This window comes from Enterobacter sp. SENG-6, from assembly GCF_001605945.1.
GTDB classification, from domain to species: Bacteria; Pseudomonadota; Gammaproteobacteria; order Enterobacterales; family Enterobacteriaceae; genus Enterobacter; species Enterobacter cloacae.
Genome location: NZ_LOMM01000033.1, coordinates 212,574 through 228,667 on the forward strand (window position 1 = coordinate 212,574; position 16,094 = coordinate 228,667).

15 protein-coding genes are annotated in these 16,094 nt (G+C 55.1%); 2 read left to right on the forward strand and 13 right to left on the reverse strand.

The window, feature by feature from the left end; all coding sequences use genetic code 11:
- Nucleotides 1-72: 72 nt before the first annotated feature.
- The 5 genes from AX755_RS16760 to AX755_RS16780 are packed head-to-tail and all read right to left on the reverse strand — an operon-like array spanning nt 73 to nt 5,303.
- The gene (locus AX755_RS16760) at nt 73-1,035 is read right to left on the reverse strand and encodes a Csu type fimbrial protein (protein ID WP_045903425.1); all 963 of its coding nucleotides are present in this window, start codon (nt 1,033-1,035) and stop codon (nt 73-75) included.
- Complete coding sequence (locus tag AX755_RS16765; protein WP_062857120.1) at nt 1,032-3,416, reverse strand: fimbria/pilus outer membrane usher protein; 2,385 nt, start codon at nt 3,414-3,416, stop codon at nt 1,032-1,034. Before AX755_RS16765 ends, AX755_RS16760 begins: the two co-directional genes overlap by 4 nt.
- On the reverse strand, nt 3,392-4,153 hold the full coding sequence (locus tag AX755_RS16770) for a fimbrial biogenesis chaperone (RefSeq protein ID WP_029882325.1): 762 nt from the start codon (nt 4,151-4,153) through the stop codon (nt 3,392-3,394). Before AX755_RS16770 ends, AX755_RS16765 begins: the two co-directional genes overlap by 25 nt.
- Nucleotides 4,154-4,169: 16 nt before the next feature.
- Complete coding sequence (locus tag AX755_RS16775) at nt 4,170-4,718, reverse strand: Csu type fimbrial protein (protein ID WP_028027938.1); 549 nt, start codon at nt 4,716-4,718, stop codon at nt 4,170-4,172.
- A gap of 12 nt (nt 4,719-4,730) precedes the next feature.
- Complete coding sequence (locus tag AX755_RS16780; protein WP_013096056.1) at nt 4,731-5,303, reverse strand: spore coat protein U domain-containing protein; 573 nt, start codon at nt 5,301-5,303, stop codon at nt 4,731-4,733.
- A gap of 428 nt (nt 5,304-5,731) precedes the next feature.
- Between AX755_RS16780 and AX755_RS16785 the strand changes: the two genes are divergently transcribed.
- Complete coding sequence (locus AX755_RS16785) at nt 5,732-6,991, forward strand: dicarboxylate/amino acid:cation symporter (protein WP_023620134.1); 1,260 nt, start codon at nt 5,732-5,734, stop codon at nt 6,989-6,991.
- Between the two features lie 104 nt (nt 6,992-7,095).
- Here AX755_RS16785 and cheW read toward each other — a convergent pair whose 3' ends face one another.
- From cheW to flhD, 6 genes are all read right to left on the reverse strand, one after another.
- Nucleotides 7,096-7,599 (reverse strand): chemotaxis protein CheW, encoded by a 504-nt coding sequence (gene cheW / locus AX755_RS16790; protein ID WP_013096054.1) that lies wholly within the window; start codon nt 7,597-7,599, stop codon nt 7,096-7,098.
- Between the two features lie 19 nt (nt 7,600-7,618).
- Nucleotides 7,619-9,655 (reverse strand): chemotaxis protein CheA, encoded by a 2,037-nt coding sequence (gene cheA, locus AX755_RS16795; RefSeq protein ID WP_062857121.1) that lies wholly within the window; start codon nt 9,653-9,655, stop codon nt 7,619-7,621.
- A 4-nt stretch (nt 9,656-9,659) separates the two neighbouring features.
- Entirely contained in the window at nt 9,660-10,589 is a 930-nt protein-coding gene (motB, locus tag AX755_RS16800; protein ID WP_013096052.1) for a flagellar motor protein MotB, read from the reverse strand.
- On the reverse strand, nt 10,586-11,473 hold the full coding sequence (motA, locus tag AX755_RS16805) for a flagellar motor stator protein MotA (protein WP_008500417.1): 888 nt from the start codon (nt 11,471-11,473) through the stop codon (nt 10,586-10,588). The genes motB and motA overlap by 4 nt, the downstream gene beginning before the upstream one ends.
- Before the next feature lie 123 nt (nt 11,474-11,596).
- Nucleotides 11,597-12,175: a flagellar transcriptional regulator FlhC gene (gene flhC / locus AX755_RS16810; RefSeq protein WP_013096051.1), complete on the reverse strand. Its 579-nt coding sequence runs from the start codon at nt 12,173-12,175 to the stop codon at nt 11,597-11,599.
- Between the two features lie 2 nt (nt 12,176-12,177).
- The gene (flhD, locus tag AX755_RS16815; RefSeq protein WP_013096050.1) at nt 12,178-12,528 is read right to left on the reverse strand and encodes a flagellar transcriptional regulator FlhD; all 351 of its coding nucleotides are present in this window, start codon (nt 12,526-12,528) and stop codon (nt 12,178-12,180) included.
- 793 nt (nt 12,529-13,321) lie between these two features.
- Here flhD and uspC point away from each other — a divergent pair.
- Entirely contained in the window at nt 13,322-13,750 is a 429-nt protein-coding gene (gene uspC, locus AX755_RS16820) for a universal stress protein UspC (RefSeq protein WP_040019960.1), read from the forward strand.
- Nucleotides 13,751-13,765: 15 nt separating this feature from the next.
- Here uspC and otsA read toward each other — a convergent pair whose 3' ends face one another.
- Both otsA and otsB read right to left on the reverse strand, forming a co-directional pair.
- Nucleotides 13,766-15,190 (reverse strand): alpha,alpha-trehalose-phosphate synthase, encoded by a 1,425-nt coding sequence (gene otsA, locus AX755_RS16825; RefSeq protein ID WP_013096048.1) that lies wholly within the window; start codon nt 15,188-15,190, stop codon nt 13,766-13,768.
- Nucleotides 15,165-15,968, reverse strand: a complete 804-nt coding sequence (gene otsB, locus AX755_RS16830) for a trehalose-phosphatase (protein WP_029882592.1) — start codon at nt 15,966-15,968, stop codon at nt 15,165-15,167. The genes otsA and otsB overlap by 26 nt, the downstream gene beginning before the upstream one ends.
- Between the last annotated feature and the right edge of the window lie 126 nt (nt 15,969-16,094).

Consider the following 16,094-nt stretch of genomic DNA (forward strand, 5'->3'; position numbering starts at 1 on the left):
ATAGATTTATTAACGGTGTTATCGGCACAGGCCACAGGAACTTTACATTTGCGAAAGGGAAAAGCGCGGGGGTTAGAACGCCACGTCAACAATCAGCGTATCGGTATAGGTTCCGGCGGGGGGTGTCACCTGCCCGGTCAGGACTTTGGCGGTGTAATTGTAGGTACGCAGTAATCCGTCGGTACTGACCTGGGACGAGGTCGCACTGGTCCAGCGTTCGGTGCCGCTGCTGCCCCAGCGGTTGGTGGTGGCTTCTTTATAGATGTCGTAACTCATGTAGTTACTGCCGCTCACCATGCGACGAACGTTGTTCAGCGCATTGGCACCATTGTTAATCCCTATGGTATAGGTACTGCCTTTGGTGCAGGTGACGGCGATGGCCTGCGAGACGGTGGGAAAACTTTGTACCAATGGCGCGCTGTTGAAATTCACGTCCGGGGTGGTCATGGTGCTGCAGTCGTTAGTGACGGTCATGTTGAGAAGGATCGTGGTGGTGGCCGTGCCGGTTTGCGGCGTCAGGCAAAGTCCGGCAGCGCCAACGGCACAAACGTTGTAATTAATGCTGAATGTCAGCAGCACCTGATACGGCCCGGCCGAGACGTTCTGCCCCGGCACCGTACGGAAATAGAGCGGAATGTTGTAGCGCTTCGACCCCAACAGCCCGAGCAGCGTGTTCCCGCTCCAGGTATAGGCATTACCGATCTGCACTTCGCTGCTACCGCCACAGCCGGAGGCAGCGCACAGGCGCGTGGGTATCACATCGGTAATAGCCGCATTGTCCGTGCGCTTCAGGGTGGCGCGACTGTTGGCGAATATCGATGCCGAGGTGTAAGTCAGCGCCACCGAGTCGTTGGTAAGCAGGTTGAGGACTGTATCGCAGGCCACCACCAGCGTGCCGGTGGTTTCCACTTCCCCGGTTCCGCTCAGCGCGAACGAGGTCACGCTGCCAAACGACGCATTCACCGTACTGACGGTGCAGGCCGCGCCGCTGGCACCGGAGAAGAGCAGCAGAATCACCAGCAGATAACGCGTCACCGTGCCTCCCGACATACCAGCGGCCCGTAGGTTTGCAGCCTGTGTTCCGGGTTCGCGCCAACGATCAGCGTCGCCTGGCACCGTTTGCCCGTCGGGGTGATCACCTCCAGCGAATTGACGTCGCTAAGATTTTCCAGCCAGGCGATCCCGTCATAACCCACCACCGCGTTGCTGCGTGAGGCACGTCTGACCTGGCTGCCCACCGGAATGGCCTGTCCCTCGGCATCATGCAGAATGACACTTGCCACCCGCTCCTGCTCCATCGGGAAGTCCACCAGATAACCACTGTGGCGGCGGATCGCAATCCGGCGTTCGGTCTCTTTCAGACGCGTATCGGCAGGCAGATTGAGGGTGTCAATGCGGTAACTGGCCGGGTAATAGGCCGACACGCCGCTCACCAGCAGATAGCCGTTGCGATTCGTTTTGCCGACCGGCTGATTCTCGTAGCTGACGGGTACATCCGGTTGACCATCGGTGCTGATCACCACAAAGGCGTCGTTGATTTTATTCGCCGCAAACAGCTCGCCGTCCATCAGCACAATGGAGCCCAGCGCCTCGCTCCACCAGGTCATCATGTCCTTTTCACCGTAGGCCCCGCCCTGCACTTCGATATTATTGTTACGCCAGCCCAAGGTTCCCTGCTGATAATTGTTCGCCCGCGACTGATGCGCCCATGCCATGTTCCAGCTTAACCCGCCATCGGAAGGCATGGAGTGGTTGTAGTTGATGCGCTGCGTGCTGCCTGCCTCCGGCGTGTTTTCGAAGGTGACTGCGGCGCTGTCCCGTTCCCCAAGCGGGACCTGTAGCGAGAGTGCAACCGTCCAGTCGCCTCGCTGCTGATCACGGCTTGCGGCGAGGTAAAGACTGCTCGCGCCCCACAGGTTGCGGCTCCATGAGAGGTTAAGCAGTTCTGTTTTCTGGCTGTCAAAACTCTCCACACCGATCCAGGCAGCTCCGATATTGCCGTACTGCCCAAGGTTAAAGGTCAGGGAATATTGATCGGTATTGCGGCTGAAGCTGGCGACAGGCCGGTCGTTTTCGTCATAGATCGTCGGCTGGTCATAGAGGGCCAGGTTGCCAAAGCCGCGATCGCGTCGCGTATGTTGAGTGGCAAGGCTAAAATCGCTGGTGCTGTACTGATAGCCCCAGGCGATCTGCCCGCCCTCATCGCCGCGCATCCGGCTTTGGGTATACGCGGTATTCACAACGCCAAAGTGCCCGAGCTTCACCACCGTCCCGGCCCCGCCCAGCGCCAGCGACTCCGCCCTTTCCGCGTGAGCTTCAAGGGTCAGCCAGTCCGTTACCCCGTAGCGATACGAACCGCTGCCCGCCGCCGGACCATAATCAAAATTGTCGATCCCGTAGTTGCGCCGCAGGCTTCCCAGCGTCACCGCCCCATCGCTCAAGCCGCGTTTAAGCAGTTCGCTGGTGACATAGAACGGCAGCGTAGTGCTCACCTGCCGTCCCAGCGCATCGGTGGTGATCAGCACCGCGTCCCCGGCCCCGTTAATATAGGGCAGATTCGTCAGGGTAAAGGGGCCCGGCTGAAGCTGCGTAGAGCCAGACCGATAGCCATTAATAAAGAGATCGACCGAGGTGGGAACCGCTGCTTCCCCGGAGAATTCCGGCAGCGGCCAGGTCACCAGATCCGGGCGCAGGGAGAAGTCACGCCCGTAGCTTATCCCGCCCATACGCACGCTGGAACTCCAGCTCAGGGCATCGCTGATCACATCCCCGGCCGTCCAGGTGGTGGCGTCCTCTTCGTTGGTGACCAGCAGGGTGGTGTCATAGCGCACATATCCGGCCTGCTGGCCGTCATCGCCAGCGAAATTTTTCCGCACATAACCGGTAGAAGAGAGCGAACCGCGTTCATTGAAGTAGCGGAACTCATTCCACAGAGAAGCCTGGCCGCCCACGTGTTCCGTGTGGTTAGTATAAAGATCGTAATTCAGCAGCGCCCCGCGCCCAAAGTGAGGTTTGCTTTGCGCGGTTTGCCCGCCAAAGGAGGTCACCCGGGAGGCCACCCATTCGCGGGGCACGGTGAGCAGCAGACGCTGTCCGGCGCTGTCGTACTCCACGCGAACCTGAGCAAGCGATGAGAGATCCACCTCGCCGGTCGGCACATGCTCCGGCGGCAGCCCGGCACGCAGCAAATCGGCGCTCGAGACAAAGTAAGCGCCTTTACGCTGCGTCACGGGCACCACCAGACCGGTATCGTAGTGGTTCACTATGAGGCCAAGCTGAAAAACCGCCTCATCGTTCACCGCCCGGGCCTCGGGAGGCGGCGGTAAACTGTCATCGCCGGGTTCTGCCCAGGCGCTGGTCGTGACGCAAAGCAGGATCATCATTGCCGGTTTCAGTTGACGGGCGTCGACTGCCATTGTTCATCCCTGGCGTTAATCTGCGCGCGCATCTGGTCTGGCTGCCGAATTCCGGCCGGGATGGCCCAGCTGCGGGTACTGCCCGCCAGCACATAGCCCAGCAATCCCTCAGCAACAGGACGTTTCTGCCCGCCCTGCACCAGCGAAACCTGACTGAGCCTGACGTGTACATCGCCCCGGTTGTTAACCTCCAGGTGAGGCTGTCCGCCCTCATTTTTTACCCGCCAGCTGAGGTTGTGCGTATCCACAAACGCATGGTGCGCCCCCTCTTTGCTTGTCGGGATCCCCTGCCCATAGACAAAAAGGGGAATGGAATAACGCATCTGCAGTTTGAGACCGATAGCCGGTTCGGCTTTATTATCCGGCTGAGGAATTTCATCGACAATAATGCGGTAGGCCTGCTCGACCCCCACCGGAACCGTCCCCTGTTTGATAAGACGAATAAGCTGCTTGCTGCCCGCTGCGATGGTGACAATTGGCGGGCTGGCCACAACATCCTGCTGGGCACTGTAACGTTCGAACCCGCCCTCCTGCTTCCAGCGCACAATGCGTACCTGCATGGTGGTTGGGCTGTTTCCTTGATTCTGGATCCACAGCTCCGTGGCTTTGGCATCAGCCGCCAGCCACGGATCGATAGGCCATAACAGAATGGTCGCGGCGGCCTGCACCTGGCCTGCCGCCAGAGCCATCACCCCCAGCAAACTTCCCAGACATATGCGCCTGAAATATGCCGTCATCGACTCTCTCCCTTTATCACCATGACAAGGTCACGGTAAGTTGATCAGAATAGGTTCCTGCCGGGCTGAACCCGGTCAATAGCGCCACGCCAAACAGCGGCAGCGCGATGTTATTGCTGTTGGTATAGGTCACCGGAATCGCCTGGTTGACCCCTATTTCGCTGTTCGCCGCAAGTGAACTGCTGCTGTAAAGCCGGTATCCCACCACGTCGTTCCCGCCGTTGCGCGTCATTCGCCGCACGGAGGCGTAATTCTGCCCGCCGTTAATACTCATACTCAGCGCCACGCCTGGCGTACAGGCGATCGAGAGTGCCCCGTTTGGTACGAAGCTGGTGCTCACCGGAGCACTCTCCACGCCGGTATGGGTACCGAAGTTCAGCGTGCCCAACAGCCCCCCACTGCCAGTGCTCACCGCGCATCCCGGCACAATGGTCGCGCTGACCTTAAATGACTGCGACGTGACGGCCATAGCGGCCGGCACCAGCGCCAGCCCGAGGATCAGCGTAAAAAAAAGATGCACGATCCCCTCTGCGCAGTGGCGCAGACCTGAAAAAGCGGTCTTCATGGGCTAAGTGGGCTAATAGGTTACGCTGACATTTATGGTGTCGGTGTAGGTCCCCGGTACCACCGTAACGCTGTTTCCGCCGCCGGTAATACGCCCGTAGAGGGTGTAACTGTCCACCCCACCGGCCGTGGACGCGATCGGCAATGCCGCGTTATTCGCCACAACGTTATTAAATCCGCTGTCGCTATACAGGCTGTATGCCACACCCTGCGCCGTGTTGGTGGTGTTGATCAGATAGCGGGCGGGTGTCCCCGTCGTGCCAACGACGGTGCCCGGCGCAGTGGAGTTGGTATTCCCGGTTATCGCCACCGTGTAGCTGGCGGTTGTACATTGAATCGTGAAGGTGTTTCCGCCGCTGGCACCGGTCAACTGCGTCGTCAGGGTGGAAAAGGTTGCAGGATGGGTCCCGAAATCCAGTGTCCCGAAGTTAATGCCGTTTTGGGTGGGCGATCCATTAATCAGACACCCGTTTGTCAATGTCAGCGTCGCGCCGATAGTGCCACTACTGGTGACCGCCAGCGCCTGATGGGCGGTTGTCGCGGTTAACAGAATGCCAGCGCAGGTCAAAAGGCGTTTTCTTTTCATTTACCACCCTCCAGAAGACGTCTCCGTTCACGTACAACAATTTAGTTTTAACGTTCAAGATGTTAGCCCCGCTTAATGTTCCTCCGAGGGGGTTATTGAGAATTTAGTTTATGGTTATCGCTTCGACCACTGGCGGCCATGTCAGTCACCCCCTTGTCCGATTGACAGAGAAATGATTTTAGAAACATTGGGTTATTGATTTATAAACGGAATTTACCGAATGTTGCCTGAGGATATATCCCATTAAAGTGTGATAAGCGTCACAATATATCGTCGCAGCATTAGCAACAAAATTAATAAAATTTAAAAAGGAGTTGTATCTCCCCCCGCTTTACTTCAATTTATGTGCCGAATAATTTCCCGCGCAGTAATAAAAAATCCATATATATCTGCGCGGGCGACATCTACAGCGCATAGGGGTCTTTTTCGTGGCAAGTGCAAACAAACTTACGCTCTTCATCGTGATATTCATGCTGGCGGGTATTCTTTCAGGGGCGGCCATTCATGAATACGCATCTGCGGATGCCATCAAAACCTGGTCGGATAACATTACGCTTCTCACCGATATTTTTCTGCGACTGATCAAAATGGTGATTGCACCGTTGGTCTTCAGCACGCTGACGGTCGGCATTATGAAAATGGGCGAAACCTCGACTATTGGCCGCGTAGGCGGTAAAGCGATGGTATGGTTTATCAGCTCATCGGTACTTTCTATACTGGTGGGGCTGTTTATTGTCACTCTGGAGCATCCAGGCAGCGGTCTGAACCTGACGATCCCCACTGAAGCAGTGGATACCGGGCTGGCCGTCGGCGGCATGACCCTGAAAGCGTTCCTCTCACATACCATTCCGACCAGCATTGCCGGGGCGATGGCGAACAATGAAATTCTGCAAATTGTGGTGTTCTCCATGTTCTTTGGCATCGGCGGCGCGTCGCTGGGTCAGAAATTCAACGCCCCGCTGGTCGCGGCGCTGGATGTGGTATCCCATATCATGCTGAAGGTCACGGGCTACGTCATGTATGTTGCCCCGCTGGCGATTTTCGCCGCGATCTCGTCGGTGATTGCCACCCAGGGTCTCGGCATTCTGCTGAACTATGCCTCCTTTATTGGCGGCTACTATGTGGCGATTCTGCTCACCTGCATGGTGTTGCTGGCAGTGGGTTACATGGTGCTGAAAAAAGAGGTGTTCCGCCTGCTCAGCATGCTTAAAGATCCGGTGCTGGTCGCCTTTACCACCAGCAGCTCCGAGGCAGCGTATCCGAAAACCCTTGAGCAACTGGAGCGATTTGGCTGTTCGCGCAGCATCGCCTCTTTCGTCCTGCCAATTGGGTATTCCTTTAACCTGGTCGGTTCGATGGTCTACTGCTCTTTTGCCTCAATGTTTATCGCTCAGGCGTACAATATTCATCTGAGTTTCTCTGAGGTCACCGTTCTGATGCTGACGCTGATGCTGGCATCAAAAGGCATTGCGGGGGTACCACGCTCTTCGCTGGTGGTACTGGCGGCGACCATCCCAAGCTTTAATATTCCGGTGGCGGGTATTCTGCTGCTGATGGGGATCGACCACTTCCTGGATATGGGGCGTTCCGCCATTAACGTGCTGGGTAACGGGATTGCAACCGCGATGCTGTCGCAGAATGAAGGGGCGCGGGAAGCTGAAGCGGAGCTGGTAGAGCAGGAAGTGTAAGAGTACAAAAGGGGTGTGGCCTGATGCCCTCACCCCACCCCTCTCCCACCGGGAGAGGGAGCAAACACAAAAAACGGCAACCTGGATTGCCGTTTTGCATTTACCTACGCTACATGGTTCGCCGCGATATCCAGCAACGCCATCTCTTCGCTGTTCAACAGCTTCTCGATGTTCACCAGAATCAACATACGCTCACCCAGCGCACCCAGCCCCGTCAGGTACTCGGTAGACAGCGTGACCGCAAACTCCGGCGCCGGACGGATTTGGTCAGACGTCAGTGAGAGCACGTCAGACACACCATCCACCACGATACCGACCACGCGCTGCCCCAGATTGAGGACAATCACCACGGTGTTATCGTTATACTCCACATCGCCCTGGCTGAACTTCACGCGCAGGTCAACGATAGGCACAATCACGCCGCGCAGGTTAGTGACGCCTTTAATAAACGCTGGCGTGTTCGCGATGCGGGTAACCTGATCGTAACCACGAATTTCCTGCACTTTCAGGATATCGATGCCGTACTCCTCATCGCCTAAAGTGAATACCAGGAACTCCTGTCCTGATGGCTCGCCCGCCAGTTTCGTTACATTACTCATACCGGTCATGTTCTTACCCTTTACTTAATCAGGCGGCTGTGTACGCCACACGTTGTTCACGATTTAATCCCTGAAGCGCCGACACGTCGACGATCAGCGCCACGCTACCATCACCCAGAATGGTGGCGGCAGAAATACCCGGCACTTTGCGGTAGTTGCTTTCGAGGTTTTTCACCACTACCTGGTGCTGACCAATCAACTGGTCAACCAGCAGCGCGTAGCGGCGACCCGCACTTTGCAGGATCACGACGATACCCTGCGTGGCCTCTGTTTTCGCCCCGTCGACTTCGAAGACTTTCCACAGTTCCACCAGCGGCAGGTATTCCCCACGCACTTCGAGCACCCGCTCGCCACCTGCCAGTGGGTGCAGATCTTCTTCACGTGGCTGCAGTGATTCCATTACCGCGTTCAGCGGCAGAATGAAGACTTCGTCCGCCACTTTCACCGACATACCGTCGAGGATCGCCAGCGTCAGCGGCAGCAGAATACGAATGGTGGTACCAGAACCTTGCTTAGACTGGATTTCGACGTGGCCGCCCATTTCCTGAATGTTACGCTTCACCACGTCCATTCCCACGCCTTGTCCGGAGACATCCGTCACCTGCTCGGCGGTTGAGAAACCCGGGGCGAAGATCAGCATGCCCACTTCTTCATCGGTCATGTTTTCGCTGACCGCCATCCCCTGCGAAATCGCCTTCGCCAGGATACGCTCGCGGTTAAGGCCCGCGCCGTCATCGGTCACTTCAATGCAGATGTTCCCGCCCTGGTGCTCCGCAGACAGGATCAGGTTACCGACCGGGGATTTTCCGGCGGCAATACGGTTTTCCGGCAGTTCGATACCGTGGTCCAGGCTGTTACGCACCAGGTGCGTTAACGGATCGATAATGCGTTCAATCAGGCTCTTATCCAGCTCGGTGGAGCTGCCCATCAACGTCAGTTCAATCTGTTTATTGAGTTTACCGGCCAGGTCGCGCACCAGACGCGGGAAGCGGCTAAACACGTACTCCATCGGCATCATACGGATGGACATCACCGATTCCTGCAGATCGCGGGCGTTACGCTGTAACTGCCCCATGCTGGTAATCAGATCGCCGTGCGTGACCGGGTCCAGTTCGTTAGAACGCTGGGCCAGCATTGACTGGGTGATCACCAGCTCGCCGACCAGGTTGATCAGCTGGTCAACCTTCTCTACGGCAACGCGGATGCTGGTCGATTCGCTGGAGCGCGCCGCCGGTTTTTCACCACGGCCCGGGGCAGAAGCCTCTTTAGGAACGGCTTTCAACGCCGGGGCAGCAGGGGCGACCGCGGGCGCAGCAGCCTGAGCCACAGCGGCAACCTCCTCCACTGCAGCAGGCGCGTCAACGGCAACCGCTTCCGTTTCAAAGGCGATTTGATCGGCTTCGATAACAAAGCACAGCACTGCCACGATGTCGTCCTGGCTGATACCGTCATCGAGCGTCGCAGCAAGGCTGTCTTTGCCTTTTACCACGTTGCTTAATGTCGCCAGGTTACCCAGCTCCTCTTCCAGCAGGTTGACTTCGTTCTCTTTCAGGCGTGACAGCACAACGCGCAGTTTCCCCGCTTTAGCGGCGGCAGGTGCTGCATCTTCAGCGGCTGGCGCATCAACAACGCTCAGTTTGGCTGCAGGAACAACGGCTGCGGCGACCTCACCTTTTGCTTCCAGCGCAAGCTGGCGCAGCGCATTGCAGATGTATTCAAAGCTGGCGGCATCAGGCTCTGCCGAACTTTTATAGGCGTCGAGCTGTTCCTGCATAATATCTTTGGTTTCCAAAAACAGGTTGATAATGTCGGTATTGAGCTGCATCTCACCGCGTCGTGCTTCATCAAGCAGGTTTTCCATTAAATGGGTGGTTTCCTGCAGGATGGTAAATCCAAATGTTCCGGCTCCGCCTTTAATGGAGTGCGCAGCGCGGAAGATGGCATTGAGCTGCTCGGAGTCTGGCGCTTCTGGCACCAAATCCAGCAAATGTTGCTCCATATCCGCCAACAATTCGTCGGCTTCATCAAAGAATGTCTGGTAAAAATCGCTAATATCCATGCTCACGCTATCACCTCGGATTGGCTGGTGGCGATGTTGGAACGGCAGCCGAAGGAACGGCCCCAGGCTGTTTTAAATCGTCCAGTGACTCATTCTGACTTTCGGCGTTTTCATGCAGGATGGCCTGCTCCGCCTGCTGGTTCAGCACTAAAAGACTGATACGACGGTTGATGGCGTCATCCGGCCCGCGGTCAGAGACACGCATGGTTGCTGCCATGCCGACCACGCGCAGTACCTTGCCATCATCAAGCCCACCCGCCACCAGCTCGCGACGCGAGGCGTTGGCACGATCGGCAGAAAGCTCCCAGTTGCTGTATCCCTTCTCGCCCGTGGCGTACGGGAAGTCATCCGTGTGGCCTGACAGGCTAATGCGGTTTGGAATACCGTTCAGCACCGGCGCAATGGCGCGCAAAATATCGCGCATATAGGGTTCAACCTCGGCGCTACCGGTTTTGAACATCGGGCGGTTCTGGCTATCAATAATCTGGATACGCAGCCCTTCCTGCACCAGATCGATCTTCAGATGCGGTCGCAGCGCGCGCAGTTTCGGGTCCGCTTCAATCAGCTGATCGAGATCGCCGCGCAGTTTCTTCAGACGCGCCTGCTCCATCTTTCTCTTCAGCTCGTCGATGTTCGGCTCTTTTTTCACCTCACCCTGCTTCTGGGTGTAATCATCGCCGCCGCCGGGGATCGGGCTGTCACTGTTAGAGATACGCGGCCCACCGGAGACCGCAGTCGCCAGTGGCGTACGGAAGTATTCCGCAATCTGAATCAGCTCTTTCGGGCTGGAGATCGAGATCAACCACATCACCAGAAAGAAGGCCATCATTGCGGTCATAAAATCGGCGTAGGCAATTTTCCAGGAGCCATGCGCACCGTGCCCATGCCCCTTATGCTTGCGCTTTTTTACGATGACGATCGGATGGGACTGGTTTTTCATGCGTCCTCAGTTGTCGTCTGTTGGTTTGGGTTTTTCACCGCACGCACGTGTTCTTCAAGCTCGATAAACGACGGACGCTCGCTGGAGTAAAGCGTTTTACGGCCAAACTCAACCGCGATCGGTGGCGCATAACCGTTGAGGTTAGAGAGCAGCGTAATCTTCACGCACTGCATCATTTTGGTGGTTTCCGCGCTCTTCTGACGCAGAACGCTGGCCAGCGGAGAGATAAAACCATACGCCAGCAAAATACCGAGGAAGGTCCCCACCATGGCGTGGGCAATCAGCGCCCCCAGCTCTGCCGCCGGGCGATCCGCCGAGGCCAGCGCGTGAACAACCCCCATGACCGCCGCCACGATACCGAAGGCCGGCAATGAGTCCCCCACCAGCGCCAGGCTGTTGGCCGGCACTTCGGATTCGCTCTCGTGGGTTTCGATCTCTTCGTCCATCAGCGCTTCAATTTCGAAGGTATTCATATTGCCGCTGATGATCAGGCGCAGGTAATCGACAATGAAATCCAGCATCATGGCATCGGCAAGGATGCGCGGGTAGCTGGCAAAAATCTCGCTCTCTTTCGGGTTTTCGATATCCCGTTCCAGCGAGAACATCCCCTGCTGGCGCGACTTCGCCATCAGGCGATAGAGCAGAGCCAGCAGATCCATATACATGCTTTTGGTGTATTTCGAGCGACGGAACAGCAATGGAATAGCTTTCAGCGTCCCCTTGATCGATTTCCCGTTGTTGCCAACGATAAAAGCCCCTACCCCTGCGCCGCCGATGATAATAAGTTCAGCCGGTTGATAGAGTGCTCCAAGGTGCCCGCCGGTCATCATGTAACCGCCGAAAACTGTACCGAGAACTACCAGGTAACCTAATAAGATAAGCACGACATCATCCTTCCGCTAGTGACTATGGCAAGGACGTTCAGCTCGCAGCGTTTACCGAATCCAGGATAAAAAAAAGCAGCGGTAATGGCTTACCGCTGCTGGAATCTTTCCCACACGTTCGGGTTAAACAGCTTGTTCGATCTGTTCATCCAGCAGTTGTGGAATAATATCGGCAGCATCCCGGGAAAGTTTACGTCTTTTTACTGCACGGGATGGAGGCTGACATAAACTACAGGCGAAGCTGCCTGCAGGCTGATGAGCATGGGTAATGAAATTGCCATCGCAGCAGTTGCAGCGCGACAATTCAAGCATTCCGCTCTCAACAAAACGCACCAGCGTCCATGCGCGGGTCAGCGCCAGCAGGGGACCCTCTTCCTGCTGTGGGCATTGTTCAAGGTAAAGTTTATACGCTTTGATCACGGCATCGACGCCGCTACACAAACCGGTTTTGAGAAGGTACTGCCAGGCATTACAGAACATGGAGGCGTGAATGTTCTGCTCCCAGGTCATAAACCAGTCCGTTGAAAACGGCAACATTCCTTTCGGTGGGGGACTACCACGTAACTCTTTGTACAGTTTGATGAGACGACCACGGCTCAACTGAGTTTCGCTTTCCAGCATTTGTAAACGAGCACCCAGTGTAATCAGCTCCATGGCCAACTGTATGTCACGCGCTTCCTGAACAATGCTTTTCTCGCTCATTTCTACGCTCTTTTTTTACGGGCTGCGTCATCAGGCTGGCTGATTTCGTTGAGCAAGCGGGTGGAGAGAAGAATACCGGTATGGATCTGTTGCAGATCGTCCACACGAGATTCCTGTGTCAGCCGCGTGATAGTCTGAGGATTATCGAAGCGGAACTGGCAAACCAGTTGATTCGTTTCAGCCAGTTTAACCATTTGCGGCAGGGTTAACCCGCCCAGCATGGTTGCCATCTCTTCGTTGATACCTAAACGAAACATCGCGGACGCTTTGTCCTGACTAATCAATCGCTGCGCGAGCAGTAAATATGACAGGTTGATGTCATAGATATGTTTTAGCAACTCGGATGTATGCATTTTTCCCATCCCGAATAACCAACTATTATTTTTATGCGGAAAGACCGCACCCCGTGATGTCGCCGGGAAAACACCCGGTATTTAAAAAAAAGGCTAAATGCATAGTTGAATTTAGGTTTGTATTCTGCAAAACGTGCACCAACGAAGCGCGGATGCGCTTCTTACATGTTTTATCATTTCTTACAAATAACTAAGATTTTTCCTAATTCGACGCAAACTCTACTCGTCAGTTTTGACACATACAATGCAGCCATCCTCAAATTTAAAAAAAATGTGATCCATGTCACATAATTTAAGTGAATATCATCCATAAATCCATCAGTGAGCCTTGTAATTTGTTCATTTTTTAACCAATCAAGACCATTTTATATTCTTTATGGACGAATACTCATGCAGAAGTGCGAACAGAAGGCTCATGGCGATTGCTTTTTTGAGCAATAGCGACTACCGCAACAATTCACACGCTATACATCTCAGGGCCACATTTTCATTACCTATGAAAAACATACAGTTATGCTTGAGGGGTGAAAAATTTGTTTCAAACCGTGATCATTCACATTGCGTCTATAACGCTTTAAAACGATTTAACATCACGCGCATCAAAATGTGTGATTTACGTTAAGTTGTTAATTTTTTTCATTTGCACGCGGTTTGCCGTTATTCTTCTTATAAGAATAATTAATGAATAATTATGAGAAGCTTCACACTAATGTCGTATTCACCTCTTGCAGAAGTGCTGATTTCGCGGTAATGCTGACACAGACGCGGTTTTCAGACAGCTAAGGAGTGCGTGATGAGTTACTCCCATCTTCTTGTTTCTGTTGCAGTTTCACCGGAAAGTCACCAACTCGTTGCCCGGGCGGTGTCCATCGCCCGCCCGCATAATGCGCGCATCAGCTTAATTACCCTTGCGGCCGAACCCGAGATGTACAATCAACTGGCAGCCCCCATGCTGGAAGATATTCGTGGGGTATTACAGGAAGAAACGCAGCAATTTCTGCAGGAGCTGGTGGAGAAAGCGCAATATCCCATTTATCAGACCGTCATTGCGACAGGTGAACTGAATGCACATATTCTCGACGTATGTCGCAAAGAGAAAATTGATTTAGTGATATGCGGTAATCATAACCAAAGCTTTATTTCACGGGCGGCCTGCGCGGCGAAATCGATAGTCGCCTCAAGCCTGGTTGATGTGCTGTTAGTGCCTCTTGGGGGTCGTTAAACCCCCAGAGGAATATCACGCCAGTTTAGGGAAAGTCGCGATCTTTTTTTGCAGAACGCCTTCATGGCTTTGCGGCTCAATATTACGCAAATCGCGAATAAAACGTGCCTGCCAGTGATTAATATCATTCTCGCGGATCGTATCCATCATTTCCGCATGACGGGAAATACGCTCCGTCAACGGCATCGTCAGAGCACGGTTGAGCGCGTTCGCCACATCATCCCGGTCGTAAGGGTTCACGATGAGCGCTGAAGTGAGTTCGTTCGCGGCTCCCGCAAACTGAGAAAGCACCAGCACCCCCGGATCGGCCGGATCTTGCGCCGCCACATACTCCTTTGCCACCAGGTTCATCCCGTCGCGCAGCGGTGTTACGAGGCCGACGTCAGCATAGCGGAACACCTTCATCAGGATCTTACGGTCAAAGTGTTGGTTCAGATAAAACAGCGGCGTCCAGCCCAGTTGACCGTAGCGGCCGTTGATGCGCCCTGCTTCCGTCTCCAGTTGATGACGAATATCCTGATAGGCCTGCACTTCCCCACGTGACGTAGGTGCAATCTGCGTATAGCGGATTTTACCGTGGTGCTGCGGATATTTATCCAGCAGCGTTTCATACGCCAGGAAGCGCTCCGGCAGCCCTTTGGAGTAGTCGAGACGCTCCACCGAGAAGATATTCTTCACGTGTTTCAGCTCGTTTTTAAGCTGCGCCAGCTTCGGCGGCAACGGACCAGACGCCTGCTCAGCAATCTCATCTGGCTCTATCCCAATCGGATAGACTTCGGTATGGAACGTTTTACCCCAGGCCGTATGCGTTTTGCCCCCTTTCGTCATCAGGCGTGTTTTGCCCGATACCGAATCCAGGAACGCAATGCGGTCATTCTCAGTCTGGAAGCCCAGCAAATCGTAATCACACAGCGCTTCCAGCAGTTCTTCATGCGGCGGCAGCGCGGTAAAAATTTCCGGTGTCGGGAACGGAATATGGAGGAAGAAGCCGATGCGGTTGTTGACTCCGCGTTTTCGCAGCTCGCGGGCGAAGGGAAGCAGATGATAATCGTGGATCCATAAAATATCGTCTTCCTCGATTAAAGGCAGCAGTTTATCCGCCAGCAGCGCATTGACGCGGCTGTAGCCTTCAAACGATTCTCGCTGGAATTTGACCAGGTCCAGACGGTAGTGGAACGCGGGCCACAGCACGGCATTCGAGAACTGGGAGTAGTACTCGTCATAATCTTTCTCTTTCAGGGCGAATGACGCCCAGGTGATGTTGCCGCGCGTCACCTTTTTAAGTGGTTTTTCTTCCTCACTGATGTCACCACTCCAGCCAAACCACAGCCCGCCAGCAGCTTTTAAGGCACCTAATACCCCCACCGCCAGTCCACCTGCACTGGCTTTTTTATCGTCAGGCGGTGCGATACGGTTAGAGACGACGACTAAGCGACCCATAATGGTTTCCCCCTTTGTTTTGCGCTATTTGTTGTTGTTGCTGGTTAGCGATGTCAGATATCCACTGCCAGACGCTGGCCACATTTGCCAGACGCCATTCGGCTTCAGTGTCACCAGGCCCAACCTTCACGGAGATCCCTCCGGCCTGATTCACTACACGAAACCCGGCCTCATCGGTCAGGTCATCCCCAAGAAAAACGGGCGTCCGGCCCCGGAAAGGCGGCGTTGCCATAAACGCGGCGATCGCAGCCCCTTTATTGATCCCTTTCGGTTTAAGCTCCACGACGCATTTACCCGGCTGCAGCGCCAGCTCAGGATGCGCCTGCGCGACCCTGGCGGCGAGCGCAAGCACGGCCTCTTCATGCTGCGGTGCCTGGCGATAGTGCAAGGCAAAGGCCATCCCTTTGGCTTCCAGCTCCGTGCCCGGCAGTTCAGCCAGTGCAGCAGCGAGCTGCGCCTGCAGCTTTTCGATTAATGCATCGGGGAGTGAAACGATGTGCGTGTGATCATGGATGTCGCGGCGCTCCGCTCCGTGTACACCGGCCAGCGGAAAGTGGTAAGGACTGGCGAGCAAATCCAGCTCGGCCATTGAGCGCCCTGATATCAATGCCAGTGCTCCCTCATTCATTTGCGAGAGCTGATGCAAATCCTGTAATACCGCCTCCGGGATAACCACCTGGTCGGGGTGCGGTTTTATCCCGGCGAGCGTGCCGTCGAGATCGAAAAAGAAAGCATAGTGTCCGGGCAGTACAGGCGGTGCGGTTAACAAGTCAGCCACCCTGGTCCTCCTTACGGTTTACGAGAGGTAAACGCCTTTACCTCTTTCATAGCCATGTAAGTATAGACAGTGTGACGTCGCTCGCCATTTGACAACCGCCCCGCCAGCGGAACTGGCGGGGCGGGT